At 54.5% G+C, this 19,162-nt stretch carries 13 protein-coding genes, 2 tRNA genes and 1 pseudogene; 2 read left to right on the top strand and 14 right to left on the bottom strand.

Translation table 11 applies throughout. From position 1 onward, the window contains the following. Position 1: 1 nt before the first annotated feature. The 10 genes from ANI01nite_RS02205 to ANI01nite_RS02250 form a co-directional block, all read right to left on the bottom strand. Positions 2-1,645 carry a GTPase gene (locus ANI01nite_RS02205; protein ID WP_141355634.1) on the bottom strand — a complete coding sequence of 548 codons (1,644 nt, stop codon included), beginning with the start codon at positions 1,643-1,645 and terminating at the stop codon, positions 2-4. Further along, positions 1,645-3,411 (bottom strand): dynamin family protein, encoded by a 1,767-nt coding sequence (locus ANI01nite_RS02210; protein WP_141355636.1) that lies wholly within the window; start codon positions 3,409-3,411, stop codon positions 1,645-1,647. The genes ANI01nite_RS02205 and ANI01nite_RS02210 overlap by 1 nt, the downstream gene beginning before the upstream one ends. A 99-nt stretch (positions 3,412-3,510) precedes the next feature. Next, positions 3,511-3,586, bottom strand: a tRNA-Glu gene (locus ANI01nite_RS02215). 48 nt (positions 3,587-3,634) lie between these two features. Continuing rightward, positions 3,635-3,706: transfer RNA gene (locus ANI01nite_RS02220), tRNA-Gln, on the bottom strand. Positions 3,707-3,844: 138 nt separating this feature from the next. After that, the gene (locus ANI01nite_RS02225) at positions 3,845-4,573 is read right to left on the bottom strand and encodes an HAD family hydrolase (protein ID WP_255314349.1); all 729 of its coding nucleotides are present in this window, start codon (positions 4,571-4,573) and stop codon (positions 3,845-3,847) included. Between the two features lie 30 nt (positions 4,574-4,603). Continuing rightward, positions 4,604-6,109, bottom strand: a complete 1,506-nt coding sequence (gene gltX / locus ANI01nite_RS02230; protein ID WP_141355640.1) for a glutamate--tRNA ligase — start codon at positions 6,107-6,109, stop codon at positions 4,604-4,606. 102 nt (positions 6,110-6,211) lie between these two features. Continuing rightward, positions 6,212-6,976, bottom strand: a complete 765-nt coding sequence (locus tag ANI01nite_RS02235) for a fumarylacetoacetate hydrolase family protein (RefSeq protein WP_141355642.1) — start codon at positions 6,974-6,976, stop codon at positions 6,212-6,214. 131 nt (positions 6,977-7,107) lie between these two features. After that, the gene (locus ANI01nite_RS02240) at positions 7,108-9,231 is read right to left on the bottom strand and encodes a ligand-binding sensor domain-containing protein (RefSeq protein ID WP_141355644.1); all 2,124 of its coding nucleotides are present in this window, start codon (positions 9,229-9,231) and stop codon (positions 7,108-7,110) included. Positions 9,232-9,418: 187 nt separating this feature from the next. Beyond that, the gene (locus ANI01nite_RS02245) at positions 9,419-10,513 is read right to left on the bottom strand and encodes a branched-chain amino acid aminotransferase (protein WP_141355647.1); all 1,095 of its coding nucleotides are present in this window, start codon (positions 10,511-10,513) and stop codon (positions 9,419-9,421) included. A gap of 114 nt (positions 10,514-10,627) precedes the next feature. After that, a complete protein-coding gene (locus ANI01nite_RS02250) occupies positions 10,628-11,686 on the bottom strand; it encodes a 3-isopropylmalate dehydrogenase (RefSeq protein WP_141355649.1) in 1,059 nt (352 codons plus the stop codon). A gap of 183 nt (positions 11,687-11,869) precedes the next feature. On the opposite strand from ANI01nite_RS02250, the gene ANI01nite_RS02255 reads away from it, so the two are divergent. Together ANI01nite_RS02255 and ANI01nite_RS02260 are read left to right on the top strand one after the other, a co-directional pair. Then, on the top strand, positions 11,870-13,105 hold the full coding sequence (locus ANI01nite_RS02255) for a sensor histidine kinase (RefSeq protein ID WP_141355651.1): 1,236 nt from the start codon (positions 11,870-11,872) through the stop codon (positions 13,103-13,105). Positions 13,106-13,112: 7 nt separating this feature from the next. After that, the gene (locus ANI01nite_RS02260; RefSeq protein ID WP_141355653.1) at positions 13,113-13,805 is read left to right on the top strand and encodes a response regulator; all 693 of its coding nucleotides are present in this window, start codon (positions 13,113-13,115) and stop codon (positions 13,803-13,805) included. A gap of 75 nt (positions 13,806-13,880) precedes the next feature. Here the strand turns inward: ANI01nite_RS02260 and metG are convergent, their stop codons facing one another. From metG to wecC, 4 genes and pseudogenes are all read right to left on the bottom strand, one after another. After that, positions 13,881-15,431, bottom strand: coding sequence for a methionine--tRNA ligase (metG, locus tag ANI01nite_RS02265; protein WP_174787661.1), 1,551 nt, complete (start codon positions 15,429-15,431; stop codon positions 13,881-13,883). Positions 15,432-15,488: 57 nt separating this feature from the next. After that, positions 15,489-16,496, bottom strand: a complete 1,008-nt coding sequence (locus ANI01nite_RS02270) for an NYN domain-containing protein (RefSeq protein WP_141355657.1) — start codon at positions 16,494-16,496, stop codon at positions 15,489-15,491. 123 nt (positions 16,497-16,619) lie between these two features. Beyond that, positions 16,620-17,804 (bottom strand): non-hydrolyzing UDP-N-acetylglucosamine 2-epimerase, encoded by a 1,185-nt coding sequence (gene wecB / locus ANI01nite_RS02275; protein WP_141355659.1) that lies wholly within the window; start codon positions 17,802-17,804, stop codon positions 16,620-16,622. Between the two features lie 26 nt (positions 17,805-17,830). Next, positions 17,831-19,064 (bottom strand): annotated as a pseudogene (wecC, locus tag ANI01nite_RS02280) (UDP-N-acetyl-D-mannosamine dehydrogenase). Positions 19,065-19,162: the final 98 nt, after the last annotated feature.

The raw sequence follows: 19,162 nt of genomic DNA on the forward strand, positions 1-19,162 counted from the left end.
TCTAATCGGCTTTCTTGGCTGCAGAGGTGATCAATGCTGAGTAGCTGTTGTAGGTGTCCAGATGCTGGTCAACGGGCTCAATGACTGCCTGCCTCACCAGCTGGGATACCGAGCGTTCAATATTCTTCAACGCTTTCCTTCGCTTAACTTTAGCGACTATTCGGTTGACAAACGAGCACGCCAATCCCAGGACAATGCCCAGCAGTATTCCAATGAATACCAGTAGCGTTGGTACAGCGATACCTTCGATTCGGGGAGCCTCCGGAAGCTCGAATTGGAAGTATCCGGCAACCGGATATCCGGCGAGCCACAAAGCACCACCTAATGCCGCAACAAGTGCAACCCATTGGATGACCTTGACTACGGGCCACCACCACGAGGACCGTTCAACACCTAACGGAGTGCCGGCAATCGCCGCATCAATGCCGTCATCTAGCTCCGCCGTATTTGCGTGCACTTTCTCCCGCAGCGGCTCTTTCCAGCTTTCCGGAAGATCTGCAGAAGCTTCGGCGACGTACTGGTTGATGCCATGTTCTATAGCTGCAGTTTCTGCGATGGACAGCTCTGGACGAGAAGTCAATGACAATTCTGGGTCTTCATGCTGCCGTCCAAGATTCATCCTCTTGAGTGGATCGTTGCGCAGCTTGACCAGCCAGGTGGTTAACGGCCATCCGGTGCGCGAGGCGCCACGAAGCAAGTAAGAGGTTTCCACTGCATCAGCAATGTAATGGGCACCGTGCGCTTTGGCGATCACGCGCTCCAGCTCGGCTTGGTGCACCTGGCTGGGCAAGCGCACTTTCTCTACTTGGAGTTCCTCGCTCAAGTGATGGATGACCTGATCAACATCTGCGCGGAGTCGACGCGTGGAAAGTGCCTTGTTCTTGGCCGCGGCCGCAATCTTGGCCTGTACGTCCGAGACTCCTTCACCCGTAGCGGCCGAGGCGCAGACGATGGGCAGATTCTCCAACCGAGAGGTGGCCAAGATGCCGCGCAAGGAATCGACAACTTGCTTTCGATCGCGCTCGGCAATCGTGTCTATCTGGTTCAAGACGATCAGCAGGTTGCCTTGCTGGCTGCGCAGTGAATTGAGATATCCGTGGTGGATGGACGCGTCTGCGTATTTCTGGGGATCTAGCACCCACACCAGATAATCAACTTGGCCCACCAATCGGGAAGCGATCTTGTGGTGATCAACTGCTGTCGAGTCCATGTCGGGCAGGTCCAACAGCAGGAGCCCGGAATCGAACGTCTTTTTCTTTGCAGAGTCCGCTTGGCCGTCCCGATCCTCGATGACGTGGCGAGTAGTCACTTCCAGCCAGTCCAGCAGTTCGCCAGCGCCTTCCGGTTCCCAAATGGCAGCGACAGTGTCGGTAGTCGTCGGGCGGATGACACCTGTGGTGGCAAGTTCCTGACCTACCAGCGCGTTGAACATCGTTGACTTTCCGCTGCCGGTGGCACCGAAAAGTCCCACCACGACATGCTCCGCGGAAAGCTGGCGTCGAGATTCAGCGCGGGCGATGACGTCTGCGGCCAAATCGATGGTTTCTGGTTCCAAGTATGGCTCTGCAAGCTGCATCGCTTCCACGATGCTGTTTATTTGCGAGTTGAGGCCGCTGACGGCCCGCAGGATTTTGCGTTCGGACATCAGTGGGCCCCCTTCCCGTTCAGGCCTGCGGTAATCTTGCCCAGCCGATCAGCAAGCTCCGGTTGCGAAGTGGCTGAGAGCTCATCCAGATAGATTGAGGAGCTCTTCGCCAAGAGATCGCGTGCTCTGGAATCGAGCATCTTTCGTGCCTTGGTGGCCATGCGGCGTACCGCGTCCTCTCCGAATATTGCTTCCAGCAGTTTCTGCCCCACCAATGCCGAGCCCCCGGCAATACCGATTTCCAATCCAGTGAGACCTGCCGTTGATGCAAAGACCACAACCATCAAGATCACGGCCACCCCGTTGACGCCGAATGCGGCCATCCGGGCGGTTTTGCGCTTCCCGGCGCCTTCCTGACGGATCATGTCCAGGACGTCTTTTTGCCAGAGCCGGATGCTTTCTGATGCTTGCTCAGGGAGATCCTTCGGCGGACGCGGCGTTGGCAAATTTGCGCGTAGCGCCTGGCCGAACGGCGTGTTCTGCCACGACCTGTCGATGTCATGGCAGGCCTTGGTGATTTCAGCAATGAAGACTGTATGCAGGCCTGATTCAATGGCTTGTTCAACCCTGTGGGTCGCTGGAGGCTTCCCCGTGAGGAAGGCGCCTACACGATCTCTCACCCGTCCAATGGCGCCTTCGATTCCGCGCAGCAGCTCGCCGGCTCCGACGAAGTCCTGCCAACGTGCCAGGATTTCGCCACGCAGCAGCGAACCGTCATTGAGAGAATCGTTGATCCTGGCCAAGGCTTGTGCGAAGCGTTCGCCGGTCAACGTGCATAGTTCACCGAGCTGGTTTTCCTGCTCTTGCAGTTCAGCGATTAGTTCACTGACATCGGCGGCGGTGCGGCGCAACGCTCCATCAAGGGTTTGGGCCGCGATTCGCTGACGTTGAGCGGAATCCGCTGCCAGTGAGTTCAGCCACGCAAGCAACGGCTCCACATGCTCACTGGGAATCAGTTTTTCTTCACCGAGTTGCGTCTCGTTGAGAACATGCAGCAGTGTGGGGTCCAGGTCCTTGTCACTTAATAGGCGCTTCAGGTCCGGAACGATGTCGTTTTCGGCTCCAGGAGGAACCCTGTTCAACACGACGCAGACGGTTATTTTGCGTGCACCAGCCTCGGTGAGCAGATCCCAGGGTAGAGCGTCAGCGTATCTATTGGCCGTCGTGACGAAAATCCAGAGGTCCGCTGCATTTAGAAGCTGGCCAGCTAATTCCCTGTTCTCGTCGGAAACCGAATCGATATCCGGGGCATCAAGTATTGCCAGCCCTTGAGGTACTTGTTGGCGGGGTGTCATCAATAGTGCTTGGTTACTGGATGCTCCGCCCTGCGCATTGAATCCACCACCAGCTACACGTTTAAGTTCGGGAAGAATCCGGTCAGATTCAAAGAAGTGTTGGTCAACCGGATTGAACGCCAAAACCGGAGTTCGCGTCGTCGGGCGTACCGTACCGGAAACGCTTACCTGTTCCCCTAGCAGGGAATTTACAAGAGTCGATTTTCCTGAGCCCGTGGATCCGCCGACAACCACCAATAGCGGTGCGCCTAAGTTCGAAATTCGAGGTATCAGGTAGTCCGAAATTTGGTGCAACACCTTGTTGCGCAGCACTTCGAATCCGGATGCATCTCGTGGCTGAGGGTTGACAAAGGACAGCTCACTGAGCAGATCCTGAAGCTCGTTCAAATGCTTCACGGCTTCGCTGCCGGTTCCGGCTGGCGAAGCGGTTTCCTGCCCTGAGCTCTTATCCAGATCTGCATTCGACTCCATGAGAACTATCTTGCCTCATGCCAACAGGTAATTTCGCTAGCCCAGTACTGATTTTGTCCGGGAAAACACGAAAACCGCGGATTTCTCCGCGGTTTCCATTGGTGACCCCAACGGGATTCGAACCCGTGTTGCTGCCGTGAGAGGGCAGAGTACTAGGCCGCTATACGATGGGGCCGTATGCTGAAGAGCTACCTTCAACTCATCAAATTTCTTTGATGTAGCGCTGGGATACCAGGACTCGAACCTAGAATGACGGAACCAGAAACCGTTGTGTTGCCAATTACACCATATCCCATTGTGACTTGGCGTTTCAGGAATTCAGCTAGTTATCATTCCGGCCACTGCCGTAGCACGAGATAAAACTATACCGGCCAAATGACCAGCGCACAAATCGAGCACCGCGGCCAGTTTTCCACCAGCGATCCGCGGAAAATCAGGACAGAATAGTCGTGAGCGACGCCAAATCCTTCACCCGCCATCCAGGAAAATTCTTGTGAAGTGAAGCACGGTCCAGGAGCACCTGCTGGAGTCCAGCGTCAATGGCCCCTTGATAGTCATTAATCGGGTTGTCCCCTATGTACAGTGTGTGGGCCGGCAGACTCTTTAGTGCAGCGCACCCGGCAAGGAACGGGGCCGAGTGTGGTTTCGGTGCCCCAGCGGAATCGGAACCAATGACGCATTGGAATCCGGCGAGCCCTGCGGCCTGCAGCTTGTCGCGTTGGTATGACTCGGCATTGTTGCTAACCGCGCCATACGGGATCCCCAGAGACTCCAGCTGGTCCAAGAATGCCGGCACGTCGCCAAAGGGCTTCCACGACTCGCGAACTTTCGTCTCATATTCATGAGCCCAACGTGCATATGCTTGGCCGCTGGGCGCGGTGGCCCCAGCCAACCTGTATGCGCGCTGCAGCCGCACTTCTCGCTGGCCAAGGAAAGTCAGCTCGCCTGCCATGTACCTGCCGTAGGCCTGCGCGCCGTCGTCTGCGAAATCAGCTGCGATCGCAGCTATTTGTTCAGGATTCAGATGCGCCAGCGCCGACGCCGACAAGGATGAGAAGCCTTGGATAGCGGCGGAGCGCAAATCCACGAGGGTCTCATCGATATCGAAGAGAACGCCCCGGATAGGAACAGTTGCAGGCCTGGTTCCACCCGAGGCGTTCACAGTGCTTCTCAACGATTTATCGGAGAATCTCTACCGGGACTCGCCGAATGCACGAAGTCGTTTTAGGCTCGACTCGCGTCCAAGAATTTCCATGGACTCGAAGAGCGGTGGCGAAACACGTTTCCCGGAGATTGCAACGCGGGCTGGACCGAATGCCTGGCGAGGCTTCAGTTCCAGTTCGTCTACAAGTTTCGTGCGCAGGGCTGCCTGAATGGTTTCAGCGTTCCATTCGGCAAGGCCTTCCAGGCCCTGGATGCTAGCGTCGATCACTTCAACCAGGTTTGCAGGCATGCCCTTGAGTGCTTTTTCTTCGATGGCAATTTCGTCATCAGCCTTGAAGAGGAACTCAAGCATGTCGGTTGCTTCTCCCAACAGCGCAATGCGTTCCTGAACCAATGGCGCCGCCTGATCCAAGATCTCGTTTTCGCGTTCTGTAAGCACTTCGCCCACTAGGCCCGCGGCCTGCAGGTAAGGGACCAAACGATCACGGAAGTCCTGTGGCTCCAGCATGCGCACGTGAGTGCCGTTGATTGCTTCTGCCTTCTTCACATCGAAGCGGGCAGGGTTGGACAGCACGTCCTTTACGTCGAAGGCTTCAACCAACTGTTCACGCGAGAAGATATCTTCATCAGCGCTCAGCGACCAACCCAGCAGCGCCAGATAGTTCAGCAGGCCTTCCGGGATGAAACCATTGTCGCGGTGGAGGAACAGGCTGGATTCTGGATCACGCTTGGAAAGCTTCTTGTTGCCCTGGCCCATGACGTACGGCAGGTGGCCGAAGCGTGGCATGTACTGGGCAACTCCGATGTCATGCAGCAAGGCGTACAAGACGACCTGGCGCGGAGTCGAGGACAGCAGGTCCTCGCCACGAAGCACATGGGTAATTCCCATCAGCGCATCATCAATTGGGTTGACCAGGGTGTACAGCGGCTTGCCGTTGGCGCGCACGACCACGTAGTCGGGAACAGATCCCGCCTTGAAGGTGATCTCGCCACGCACCAGGTCGGTGAAGGTGATGTCGTGATCTGGCATGCGAACACGCAATACCGGTTCGCGGCCTTCGGCCTTGAACGCGGCTTTCTGCTCGTCGGTCAACTCGCGGTCGAAGTTGTCATAGCCAAGCTTCGGATCGCGTCCAGCCGCCTTGTGGCGAGCTTCGACTTCCTCGGGGGTCGAGTAGGACTCGTAAAGATGGCCAGCTGCACGAAGCTTCTCAATGACATCCTGGTAGATGCCACCACGCTGCGACTGGCGGTATGGATCATGAGGACCGCCCGCGTTGACGCCCTCGTCCCAATCAATGCCCAACCAAGCCAAGGCATCCAGAAGCTGGTTGTAGCTTTCCTCGGAGTCGCGCTTGGCATCGGTGTCTTCAATGCGGAAAATCATCTTGCCGCCGGTGTGACGCGCGTAGGCCCAGTTGAACAGGGCAGTACGGATCAAACCTACGTGAGGGGTACCAGTTGGTGATGGGCAAAAGCGAACGCGTACCGGAGTATCTTCGGTAACAAGGGGAATCAACGATAGATCAGTCATGATGCTTTCATTCTATGCCTTCAAGACGGAAACCGGCACTTAAAGCGCAAGGCTCCCGATCACACTAATGATCGAGAGCCTCACAGTCTCCAGCTTTGTTGCCTACCGGCGGAAGACGGTTCGCAAGGAACCGATTCCCTCAACTTCCACTTCCACAACGTCGCCTTCATTGACCAGTCCGACACCAGCTGGGGTGCCGGTCATGATGACGTCGCCTGGCAGCAAGGTAAATGCTTCGGAAGCACGGGCCACGAGTTCGTTGACCGGCCAGATCATGTCGTTGGTAGTTCCGTCTTGGCGAACCTCGCCATTCACTCGGCTGACGATAGTCAGGTCGTCAGCATCTTCGATTTCGGTTTCGATCCACGGGCCCAGCGGGCAAGAACCGTCAAATCCCTTGGCACGAGCCCACTGCGGATCCGTGCGCTGGGCATCTCGTGCGGTCAGATCGTTTGCTACCGTGTAGCCGAAGATCACGTCCTGCGCCTTGTCGGCCGGAACATCCTTGCAAATGCGGCCAATAACCACGGCCAGTTCGCCTTCGAAGGAAACTTCATTAGAGAAAGACGGCAAGGTGACTGGGTCTCCATGTCCGACTACCGAAGTATTTGGCTTCAAGAACATCAACGGCTCGGCTGGGACTTCATTGCCCAGCTCTTTGGCGTGCTCGCGGTAGGTGCGGCCAAACCCAACGACTTTCGAACGAGGGATGATCGGTGCTACCAACCGGACATCGTCCAAGGAGTGCGTAGCACCGGTGGTCTTGATCCCCTGGAAAAATGGGTCTCCAGCCAAAACATGAATATCATTACCGTCAACGACGCCGTACAGCGGGTCGCTATCTACTACAAATCGTGCAATGCGCATGATTACAAGCCTAATCCATGTGGACCTGGCTTTTCCTTCATTGCAGCAACGGCAACTACACAATATTAGGCAATCAAGGGGACGAAGTTCCTCGAAGGGCCAGCTGCCTCGGTTGCCCATTCCGAACTCGGCTAGGCCAATTCCGGGGTCAGCGCGAATTGAACCAATGCCGTTTGGTTTAAAGTCCCATACACTTGTCCATCAGCACCAACAGTCATTCTGGTCCCAAACCGGTCCTGACGTCTTGTGCTCACCACAGAATGAGTAGTACCCGAGACATAATCGATCACAGTTACTTCGCCCGCAGCGGTATGCACCATTTTTTGACCGTCAGGGGTGGCCCTCATATCTGCTGAAAGCCACCCAGGACGGTATGACGTGTTTTTAACGTTGTTGACGACATGCCGTTTCTTCAACGCTCCGCTTTCCAGATCCAACAAGGCGACGCCCTGAAGATCAGCTACTGCCAGCCAGCCACCAATAATGGCTGGTGAATACAATGCTTGCGCAGACGAAATAGGACTTACCGCCCAGACGATCTTGCGGGAAGCTATATGCATTTTGAAGACCTTGGCCTGACCTTTCGTGTCATCGACCCCATATCCATTGCGTAGTGAAGTCGTGCCATAGAGATGCGATTCATCGGCAGCTAGCCCGATGATGGAATGGCCTTCAATGAATCCCTTGCCATCGCCGTCAAGTATCCAGGAAACCGTATCTGTGGCCGGATCAATCTTTCCCAGAACTCCGCCCGAGACACCGTACTCCGGCACAGTCCCGAAAAACACGCTGGAAGCATTTGCGGCCCATCCAAAGGGCCTCGACTGCGAGTATTCAGTTAACAGACGAGCGATGCGGTCATATTTTCTGTCGGCATTGTTCTGAGATGTTTCCATGAGGACCAGGTCTGCGCTGCCGTAAGAACCGATATAGGTTTTGTCCTGGTTGTACTCAACCATTCCCTCGATCTGGTTGATTACCCGTTCGTCATCGCCAGAGTTCCAGCGGACACCGGTTTCCGGATTCAATGCGGCAATGCCGTTCGCCTTGTATCCTCCGATGTAGATATTCCCGTCGCTGTGGCCGAGCAGGGATTGGATCTTGATGGCACTCGCGGCGAGCCTGATCTTGCGAGCAACGCGTACGCGATGCAAGCTCAAATCGAATGTTTCGCAGAGTACCCCATCGGACGTCGTACTGACGATCAAGATGTGGCCATCTTGCGGGATGATGCACAAGACGCCGCTTGCCTCGACTTTTCCAATTTGGCTGTCTGCCATTCCCTGCAATGATGTTGAATGCAGATGGCCAGACGTGATGCTGAAGAACCGTCCCGAACTAGCTTTGGAAATCTCGCGCGATGCCCAAATCCGGGTTACAGGGTCACGCCATTTCATCGTCCGGGTATCAAGTATCAGTTGCTCCGAAACGGAACTCACGGTAACAGCGAGGTAGTGGCCGATCGGGTTAATGGAACCGATGAACCCATGTGCCACATCTACTGGAAGGTTTATTTCTCGTACCGTGCCCGGCTGCTTGGCCTCAAAAGTGAATAGCCTAGGATTCCGGGAACCCGTACCCATCCATACCCTGCCCCTGCCATCCAGCGCTAGCCTGCGGATATAGTCGGTGTCTTTCGCTACACGATCAAACACTCGGAGTTTTTTGCTCGTTACGTTGTAATGGAAGCTTGCACCAAGTGGGTGGGTGCCTCCCCATAGATTGCCGTTCGAATCAAGCCGAAGCTCGTATACTGTCGAGGCGCCCTCGACGTCCACCAGAGTAGTGAATTGCTTTGGAATTGCTGGATTCCAAGCGAGAATACTCCCATCCACACTGAGGTACAGTCTTTGCCGGGATTCATCCCAAACCATCGAGTCAATTCCGTGCCCGCGCTGGTCAGGCAAGTTCAACGTGTGAATCGCTTTGCCGACGAAAGGATTGATTATTTGCAATTCATTGATATGCCCGACGACAGACACAGCGATGCGAAGCTCCGAGGTGTGGCGATAGTTGGTCAGCGGTACCGCACTTAATATCTTCAGCGTCGAGTAAGCTCTGCCGAAGATCTTTTCAGGACCATGAATCCCTTGCCCCCGCTTGAGAGCAGATAAGTAGCGGGTATCCGGAGTTGGAATTGGTTCGGGGCTCGGCGATGGCGCCACCGAAGGACCGCTAACCTCAGAGACACGATGGTCTGGAAATAAAATAGAAAGCCCAGCGGCAGCTCCGCCGACAACGGCAAGTCCGAGCAAGCTTCGCCTTGCGATGCTTTTAGTTTCCCTAGGTTCGTCTCCAGACAAACATTTCTCCGTTCAATTAGCGACAGAACCTACCACCGTGTACTGACGCTAGCAACCGTCTAAGCATATGACCAATTCGGATTAAAGAAACACTGGTCCCGAGACCCAAAGTCTCGAGACCAGTGACATTTAGATAGCTCTATGCCAAGCGCTCCAACCAACCATGACGGTCTTCCACGGTGCCCAGCTGGATTCCCAGCAGTTCTTGGCGGATGGACATGGTCACTTCGCCGGCGACAGCGTTCTCATCACCGATGAGTTCTTCGCCGTTCTTCAACACGCCGATTGGGGTGATGACAGCTGCCGTACCACAGGCGAAAACCTCTGTAATGTCGCCCGTGGCGATGCCCTCACGCCATTCATCAAGGGTGATCTTGCGTTCTTCGACTTCCATGCCGCGGTCCTTCGCGAGCTGGATGACTGATGAACGGGTCACGCCTTCAAGGATGGTTCCGGTCAACGCCGGAGTCACCAGCTTGTTGTCCTTGGTGACGAAGAAGACATTCATGCCGCCGAGTTCTTCGACAGCATTGTCATTGAAGGAGTCGAGGAACAGAACCTGCTTGCAGCCGTTTTCTTCGGCTTCCAGCTGGGCAACGAGCGAAGCGGCATAGTTGCCGCCGCACTTGGCTGAACCAGTACCGCCCCGGCCTGCTCGCGCATAGTTCTTCGAGACCCAGATGGCAACCGGCTTGAGCTCGCCGCCAAAGTAATTGCCTGCAGGTGACGCGATAACACGGTAGGAAACCTCGCGGGCTGCGCGTACCCCAAGGAACGCTTCGGTAGCAATCATGAAAGGACGCAGATACAGGGCTTCTCCGTCACCGGTCGGAACCCAATTGATATCAGTTGCTACAAGCTTGCGCAGCGACTCGACGAAAACTTCTTCATCCAGCTGCGGGAGCGCTAGGCGCTGTGCGGACTTGTTCAAGCGGGCAGCGTTAGCATGCGGACGGAAAGTCCACACAGAACCGTCTGCATGCCGGTAGGCCTTGAGCCCTTCGAAGATTTCCTGTCCGTAATGCAATACCGAAGCGGCTGGATCCATGGCGATTGGGCCATACGGCTCAATTCTAGCGTCATGCCATTCACCGTTACGTCCGCTATCGTCTGCCGACCAGTCAATGACTGCGGTGTGATCAGTGAAGAAGTCTCCGAACCCAGGATTAGCCAAGACGTCAGCTCGCTCCTGCTCGCTCTTGCGATTCGTTGAGAGATTTTCGGTGAATTCCATCTACCCTGGACTTCCTAGTTCAATAAACAAAGAACGGATGCTCCACGCCTCTGCGGAACATCCGTTCGTGGATTTGCTACTGGTTAGCGGCTAACCAGAAACGTCACTTTCAGCTTATGCCAGTAACGCGACAATTGCATCGCCAATTTCACTGGTGGTGCGATTATCGGTCAATTCTTGACGTGAAGTGATCTCTTTTTCAACAGCTTGCTCAACTGTCCGTGCTTCATCAACCAAACCGAGATGGTCAAGCATCAGTGCCACCGACAAGATTGCCGCAGTTGGGTCCGCCTTCTGCTGACCCGCAATATCCGGTGCAGAACCATGAACTGGTTCGAACATCGAAGGGTAGGTACGGTCCATGTTGATGTTGCCACTGGCAGCCAAACCTATACCACCGGTGATGGCGCCGGCTTGGTCTGTGAGGATGTCGCCGAAGAGGTTATCGGTGACAATCACGTCGAAGCGCGAAGGGTCCGTAGTCAAGAAAATGGTTGCCGCATCCACGTGCAGGTAGTCATGGGTAACCTCGGGGAATTCCTGCGCAACCATTTCGACCGTTCGCTTCCACAGATGTCCAGCGTGCACCAGCACGTTGTGCTTGTGAACCAGCGTTACGTGCTTGCGTTCACGCTCTGCTGCGCGGCGGAATGCGTCACGGACAACGCGTTCTACGCCATATGCTGTATTCACGGATACTTCGGTAGCGATTTCATGGACGGTGCCCGTGCGAACCGACCCGCCATTGCCGACGTACGGACCTTCGGTACCTTCCCGAACTACCACGAAGTCGATTTCACCCGGGTTAGCCAGAGGGCTTTCAATTCCTGGATACAGCTTCGCCGGACGCAGGTTCACGAAATGGTCCAGCGAGAAGCGGAGCTTCAATAGCATCTCGCGCTCGATGATCCCGGAAGGAATTCGGGTATCCCCGGGAGCCGCACCAACAGCACCGAAGAGAATTGCATCATGCTTCTTGATGGCTTCCAAGGTCTCTTCCGGCAGAGTTTCCCCGGTCTCCAGCCAGTGCTCCGCACCAAGCTTGTAGTCCGTCAGCTTGACCTCGGTCTTGCCTCCGTTAGTGACGAATTTCAGAACTTTGACGGCTTCAGCAACAACTTCTGGGCCAATACCGTCACCCGAAATGACCGCAATATCAATTACATTTCCCATGGCAAAGATTCTATCGACTAGCGTCCGCTATTTGAGAGTTCATCTCATATAATGAGATATCTTCGATTTGAAACGGCATATTTCCTCCCTGGGCATGAGGTCGCGCAGCCTTCGCTACCGATAACCTTGGATACAAAGATCCATGGCTTCGCTACCAGGATCGGCTGTTACTAACATGTTGAATTGCAGGAAAACTTGATCTTTGCCAATCCCCACCGTCGTATCGACGGTTGGATCCGCGAGAATCCCGGACGAGTCGATTTCATCACCGGTCTGTTGTACACGCTAATTTGCATGCCGGCAGCTCTCGGCTTCGCATCATCGATGTCGACTCCTGCGTCCTTTGTAGCCGTGCTGACGCTGTCAATCCTTCAATCCGCACCGCTGATGTTGCGGCGTCGATATCCATGGCCCGTCACCCTCGTCGTAGCCGCCGGCCACCTTATGCAGCTTGCGTTTGATGGGCTCATTCTGTTCTCGCAGGTCTCGGTGCCGATCCTTGTCTACACAATGGCTGTCTATGGGAAACGCTGGCAATCTTTCAGTACGCTGGGCCTTGGTTTGCTTGGCGCGTTGCTGGCGACGTTCAGCATGTTCGGGGCGTCAAGGAATTCATTTGATCCAACGCCGGTCTTCACTTTCGACATGATGATTTCCTTCGTGGGCCTTGCATTGGTTGTCACTCTGTCGTGGACCTTCGGTGACCTGGCCCGCACCAGACGGCTGGCCATGAAATCATTGCGTGAGCATGCCGATCGCTTGGAGAAGGAGCGACTTATAGAGCGTGCTCTGGCTGCATCAGACGAGCGAAACCACATTGCCCGGGAGATGCATGACATCGTCGCGCATTCACTCTCCGTCATCATCACTCAGGCAAACGGGGCACGATATGCCGCAGCGAAAGACCCGGAGATCGCCATCGAGACTCTAAAGACAGTTTCGGATACTGGTCGCGCATCATTGAAAGAGATGCGCCGGCTCCTAGGCGTTCTGCGAAAAGATGAGGAGCTGGAGAATCGCCCTCTTCCGTCGCTGGCAAACATACCTGAACTTGTAGAAAGCGTTGCCGTGTCTGGACTGAATGTCCAGCTGGAAACTTCGGGAACTCCACGGAAAGAACTGCCTGCAGGTGCGGAGCTCACTATTTATCGATGCATTCAAGAATCACTCACGAATGTCATTAAGCATGCTGGCCCGGACACTCAGACCAAAGTCCATATCGAGTGGACTTCCCGGGGCTTGAATTTGACCGTCAGTGACGACGGGCAAGGTGCCGGGTCCATTGTCCTTGAAGGCACAGGCCAGGGCCTGCAGGGGATGAAAGAACGCGTAGCCTTATATGAAGGTACCTGTACTGCGCTCCCCCAGGCTGGGGGCGGTTTCGCTGTTAATGTTTACATCCCATACACCGAGGACTAATATTCAAATGCCTAAACCCGATGCCATCAAGGTTGCCTTGGTCGATGATCAACTGCTGGTTCGCAGTGGTTTCAGAATGCTTATTAATTCCCAAGACGATATGGAAGTCATTGTCGAGGCTGGCAATGGCCGCGAAGCGCTGGCTGCACCGCTAATGTCCCAGGCGGACGTCATCTTGATGGACGTGCGTATGCCGGAAATGGATGGAATCGAAGCTACCGAGCGGCTGCTGTATCCGGAGAAGAAGGCCGCGGATGGCCCAAAGATCATCGTGCTGACGACCTTCGACATGGATGAGTACGCGCTGAGCGCGATTCAAGCCGGCGCCAGCGGATTCCTCCTCAAGGACGCTCCCCCAGAAGAACTCTTGGAATCCGTGCGCACCGTCAATCGAGGCGATGCCGTAATAGCCCCGTCGACCACTCGGCGATTGTTGGATCACATGGCGCCAATGCTCAAGAAGAATTCGTCACAGCACAATGCTCACCTTGTTGCCGCTGTAGAATCGCTGACGCCTCGCGAACGGGAAGTTTTCGGATTGATTGCAGAGGGCTTTTCCAACCCTGAGATTGCCGACAAACTATTCCTGTCTGAAGCGACTGTCAAAACCCACGTGGGCCACATCTTGGCAAAATTGGAAGCTCGAGACCGTGTCCAGGCCGTCGTCATCGCCTACCAGACGGGCGTCGTCACTCCCTGATTGACCGCAAAAATTGAGGTATTCTGCCCAAATTTGAATTTGGGCAGAATACCTCAATGTTCATTCTGGTACTTCTTAGTTCTCTTCTTCGTAGCGTGGGAACACTGGCGATGGAGCCGGCAGTTCAGTTCCAGGAATCAAAGCGCTCTCGAAGGACTCGAAGGTTCGCGCCGAACCTTCTCCAACTGCCAACGCGTTGAGCATCGAAGTCATTGCCTGGGGCAAGACTGGCTGAAGCAGCAACGCTACCTTGCGGACAATTTCAATAGTCACGTACAAGACAGTAGCCATGCGCTCAGGATCCGTCTTCTTCAACTTCCATGGCTCCTGCTCGGCAAAGTAAGCATTGGTGTCGCCCAGAACGTGCCAGACGGCTTCAAGCGCCTTGCTGAACTCCTGACGGGAGTACGCGTCGCGGTTGATTTCCAGCAGCTTGCCGGCAGCGACTAATATTTGCTGATCGGCTTCCAGCAATTCCCCGGGTGTCGGGACAACTCCCCCGCAGTTCTTCGTAACCATGGACAGCGAACGCTGTGCAAGGTTGCCGAAATTATTTGCCAAGTCTCCGTTAATTCGGGCAACGATGGTTTCATGGTTGTAACTGCCGTCGGCACCAAAGGGGACTTCACGCAGGAAGAAGTAGCGTACCTGATCCAGACCGTAACGGTTCACAAAATCGTCAGGGGAAACGGTGTTGCCCAGCGATTTGGACATCTTCACGCCGTTGTTGTGCAGGAAGCCGTGGATCATGACACGCTTCGGCAACGGCAATTTAGCGGACATGAGGAATGCTGGCCAGTAGATCGCGTGGAATCGCGAGATGTCCTTGCCAATGACGTGGACATCTGCCGGCCAGTATTTGCGGAAGGAAGCTGAATCAACGTCAGGGAATCCAACGCCGGTCAGATAGTTAGTGAGCGCGTCCACCCACACGTACATGACATGCTTTTCATTACCTGGCACTGGGATTCCCCAGTCAAAGGTTGTACGGGAAATGGAAAGGTCGGTCAGCCCGCCCTCGACGAATCGCACTACTTCATTGAAGCGGGAACGCGGCGCGCCGAATTCAGGGTTGTTTTGGTAGTAGTCCAGCAACTTGTCCTGGTACTTGGACAGGCGGAAGAAGTATGACTCTTCTTCGGTCCAAGTGACTTCCGTGTCAGTTTCGATGGCATAGCGGATGCCGTCTTCACGAACTTCCGTCTGTTCCTCGGTGTAGAAGGCTTCATCGCGTACCGAGTACCAACCAGCGTACTTATCCAGGTAAATGTCATCGTTGGCTTCCATGCGGCGCCACAGTTCCTGTGCAGCCGCATGATGGTCCGCATCAGTCGTACGGATGAAGCGATCGTAGCTCGTGCCCAGCTCATCGTTCATGGCTTGGAAAGCATCCGAGTTTCGCTGTGCCAGTTGAGCCGGCGTGATGCCAAGATTCTCTGCGGTCTGCATCATCTTCTGGCCATGCTCGTCGGTGCCGGTCATGAAGAAGACATCAAAACCGTCGAGCCGCTTGAACCGAGCCATGACATCGGTTGCCACTACCTCATAGGCGTGCCCAATGTGCGGGGTACCGTTTGGGTACGAAATAGCCGTGGTGATGTAAAAAGGTTTTTGCTGAGAAGTCACGATATAAATTTACCTTAGCTTGCGTCTGAAAGCGGATTTGCGGATTGTGCTGACTCGTCACATGATCCTGTCTAAGTACTCCCAGAAGGAGCCTCGCAACGTGCGCCGGATGGTCTGTTGATCGGTTTTCCATTCACCAAGCACCTGGGCGCAGTCCTTGAGCAATGTCCTGTCAATCTCTGGGGGCAACTGAGGCTTGTCGGCAATCAGTTCTACTACGTCGTGCTGGGTAGTAAAGGCCAGCCAAGATTCAGCAACCTTTGCGCCAATCTCTTCTGCAACTTTCAATTCCTTTTGCTCGTAAGCTGCAGAACCCTGATAGCCAGAGCTATCTCCGCCACTGGAGTAGACCACCTCTGGTTCGGTGTCCCGTTCCATTTTTGACTTAGCAACAAGCTTCTGAGCCATGACTGCAGGTGTGGGAACTACCGGCTTTGCAACTGGCTTTGGTTCTGTTTCTGTCGATGCACTAGCAATCAGAGAGGTTTTTTCAGAATGATTTTTGTCCCACTCGAGAACCTTAGTGAATGCGCTATCCAATAAATGATTAGGAACGGTTTCGATGTAGTCAGCGGTTAACGCCAAGTGTTCAGCGACGGAAGCTACGCCAAGTCGGCTATCGGATTTCGCTACGCCAAGTAGCACGACTTTCATCCCTAAGTCCTGCGCTTCCTCAACTGCTTCGGCGAGGTCATCATCGCCGGAAACCAAGTACGCAATAGAAGCCGAGCCATTGCGCGCAACGCCGACCAAGTCCAGCGCCAGCCTTAGGTCCACACCTTTTTGCTCGCCGTTATAGGAGATACGTCCTAGGCGGACTTTAACGCCTGGTATCAAGCCAATACGCTTATGCTGTTCGGTAAATAGGCCGTCCTTCGAGGCGTCATACCAATAAACGCGAAGATTATTCAGTCCCGTATTTTTCTTGACCGTTTGCACAATCCCGCGTATTAAAGCCTCGTAATGAGTTGTGAAGGCTGAACGTAAGGTAGTTCCGGCGGCACGATGACCGCCTAGTGAGAGTAGAAATCCGGCATCAATAAATATTGCAGTTTGATTCATCATGTTTCGATCGTACTGATTAAACTAGGCAAACCATATTGGTTAGGTCCGCACCTCATGGATCTTGCCCTATTAAATCCAGAAAGGGCCAGTTCAACAGATGTTGAACTGGCCTTTTCTACCGGACTAGATGCTGGTTGCGCGCATCATGTCATCTGGATCTGACAGCTTGGAATCGAATTCCTCGATACGGGAACCTACACCGAGCAATTCTGCAATGGCAGCAACAGTACGTTCGGATGCCTTGCCGTCACCGTAAGGATTTACAGCATTAGCCATCTCGTTGTAAGCTGCTTCATCGTGCAACAGCTCAGATACCGAGTCGAAAATACGCTTCTCGTCGGTACCGATTAGACGTACGGTACCTGCGGCAACTGCCTCAGGTCGCTCCGTGTTCAGGCGCATGACAAGTACTGGCTTGCCAAGGCTTGGAGCTTCTTCCTGAACGCCGCCGGAGTCGGTCAAGACGACGGTCGAGGCATCAATGATGCGAGTGAATTCACCGTAAGCCAAAGGCTCGGTCAACGTGACGTTCGGCAGTCCATCGATTTCCGGAAGCAATGCTTCGCGAACCGCAGGGTTGCGATGCAACGGCAAGATGAATTCAACATCTGGTTCAGCATTGGAAAGCTTGGCCAGTGCGCGACCGATGCCCCGCATCGGTTCGCCCTGGTTTTCACGACGATGAGTCGTCACCAGAACGATGCGCTTGCCAGAGGAAACCAATTCCTCCAACTTTGGATCCGAGAAAGGAACCTTCTTTTCGACAACCGTCAGCAATGCATCAATGACGGAGTTGCCAGTAATGACAATGTCACTGCCCTTGAACGTTTCACGTTCAAGGTTGCGCTTGCTCAAGGAAGTTGGAGCCAAGTGCAGGCTGGCGATCTGGCTGGTCAGCTTGCGATTAGCTTCCTCCGGGAATGGAGAGAAGATGTCGTAGCTCCGAAGTCCAGCCTCAGCGTGAACAACTGGGATACCGCGGTAGAAAGCCGCGATCGCACCAGCGGTCGAAGTAGTGGTATCACCCTGGACCACCACAGCATCAGGCTTCTCTTTCTCGAAAATCTCATCAAGACCGGCAATGGTCTTAGTGAGCAGGCCGTTCAGGGTCTGGCGGGGCTGGATGACATCCAAGTCATAGTCCGGCGTAATGCCAAAGAGCTCATTTACCTGATCAAGCATTTCACGGTGCTGTCCGGTGACGACAACAACGCATTCAAATTCGTCGGCTTCTTTCAAAGCCTTGACGATTGGCGCAACCTTGATGGCCTCAGGGCGAGTACCATAGATCGGCATGATCTTCTTCATAGATATCTACCTTGTCAGCTTGAAAATTAGCGCCAGAGACCGCGGGTGTCGATAACTTCCTTACCTGCCAGCGCGGTTGCTGGAACGGACTTGAACTGATCATGGTCGACCAGCAAAGTAATGACGCTTGCCGATTCTAGTGCTTCTTCAGTGCTCACGAGGTTGAGGTTGTCGATGCCCGCAAGATTCTTAGGCAATGCCTCAACGTGAGGCTCTACAGCGAGGAACTCGACCGTTGGGTTGGCTTCGGCCAGCTTGCGAGCGATAGCAATCGATGGCGATTCACGCATGTCATCAATGTTGGCCTTGAACGCCAGGCCGAGAACCGCAACCTTGCCGTTGAAGGATGGGGCCTTGGTAGCTTCGACAACCTTGTCAATGACCCAGTTTGGCTTCGCATCGTTGGTATTGCGAGCCATGCGAATCAGCTTGGATTCTTCAGGAGCAGCCGAAACGATGAACCATGGATCAACAGCGATGCAGTGACCGCCAACACCTGGACCGGGCTGAAGAATGTTGACACGTGGGTGGCGGTTTGCAAGGGAGATTAGTTCCCAAACGTCAATACCCAGCTTGTCGGAGATCACCGACAGTTCATTAGCGAAGGCGATATTGACGTCGCGGTACGAGTTCTCCACCAGCTTTGCCATTTCGGCAGTCATCGCGTCGGTGGTGAGGATCGCTGCCTGGCAGAAAGTCTCGTAAAGAGCCTTGGCTTTGTCGGCTGCTTCCGGGGGTAATTCCGCCCACAATGCGGTCATTGGTGACCAGTTCTTCCATGACGTAGCCAGGAAGCACGCGTTCCGGGCAGTGTGCTACAAGCAGGCTGTCCTTGTTGAGATCAGGGCGCTTAGCCAAAAGGTAGTCGAAGAGGTGCTGGGTTGCACCTGGAGGCGAGGTCGATTCAAGAATGACCAGTTCGCCGCCCTTCAGCTTCGGAGCGATGCCGTCGGCTGCAGCCTCGATGTATGACAGGTCGGCGGTGTAGTCATCATTGAACGGTGTTGGCACGGCAACAATGTAAGCTTCAGCTTCTGGGGTATCAAAGCTTGCAGACAAGGTACCGGCAGCCACAGCAGCGGAAACAAATTCACCCAACGCCGGCTCTACGAACGGCACCTCGCCCTTGTTGACCGCCTCTACAGTTCGAGGAGTTACATCTACGCCTTTTACGGTGATGCCCTTCGAGGCAAGAATTGCGGCAGTTGGCAATCCGATGTAACCCAAACCGATTACGGCGACTTCTTTAATGTTGTTCACTAAAGTGACTTTCCTTCTGGTACGAGTGTTTTCCCTACGAAAGGGCCTGCAAACTGATCCTATAGCACAGGTAGTGCAAGATTAGCCCTATAAACCAT

The organism is Glutamicibacter nicotianae, from assembly GCF_006539525.1.
Lineage (GTDB): Bacteria > Actinomycetota > Actinomycetes > Actinomycetales > Micrococcaceae > Glutamicibacter > Glutamicibacter nicotianae.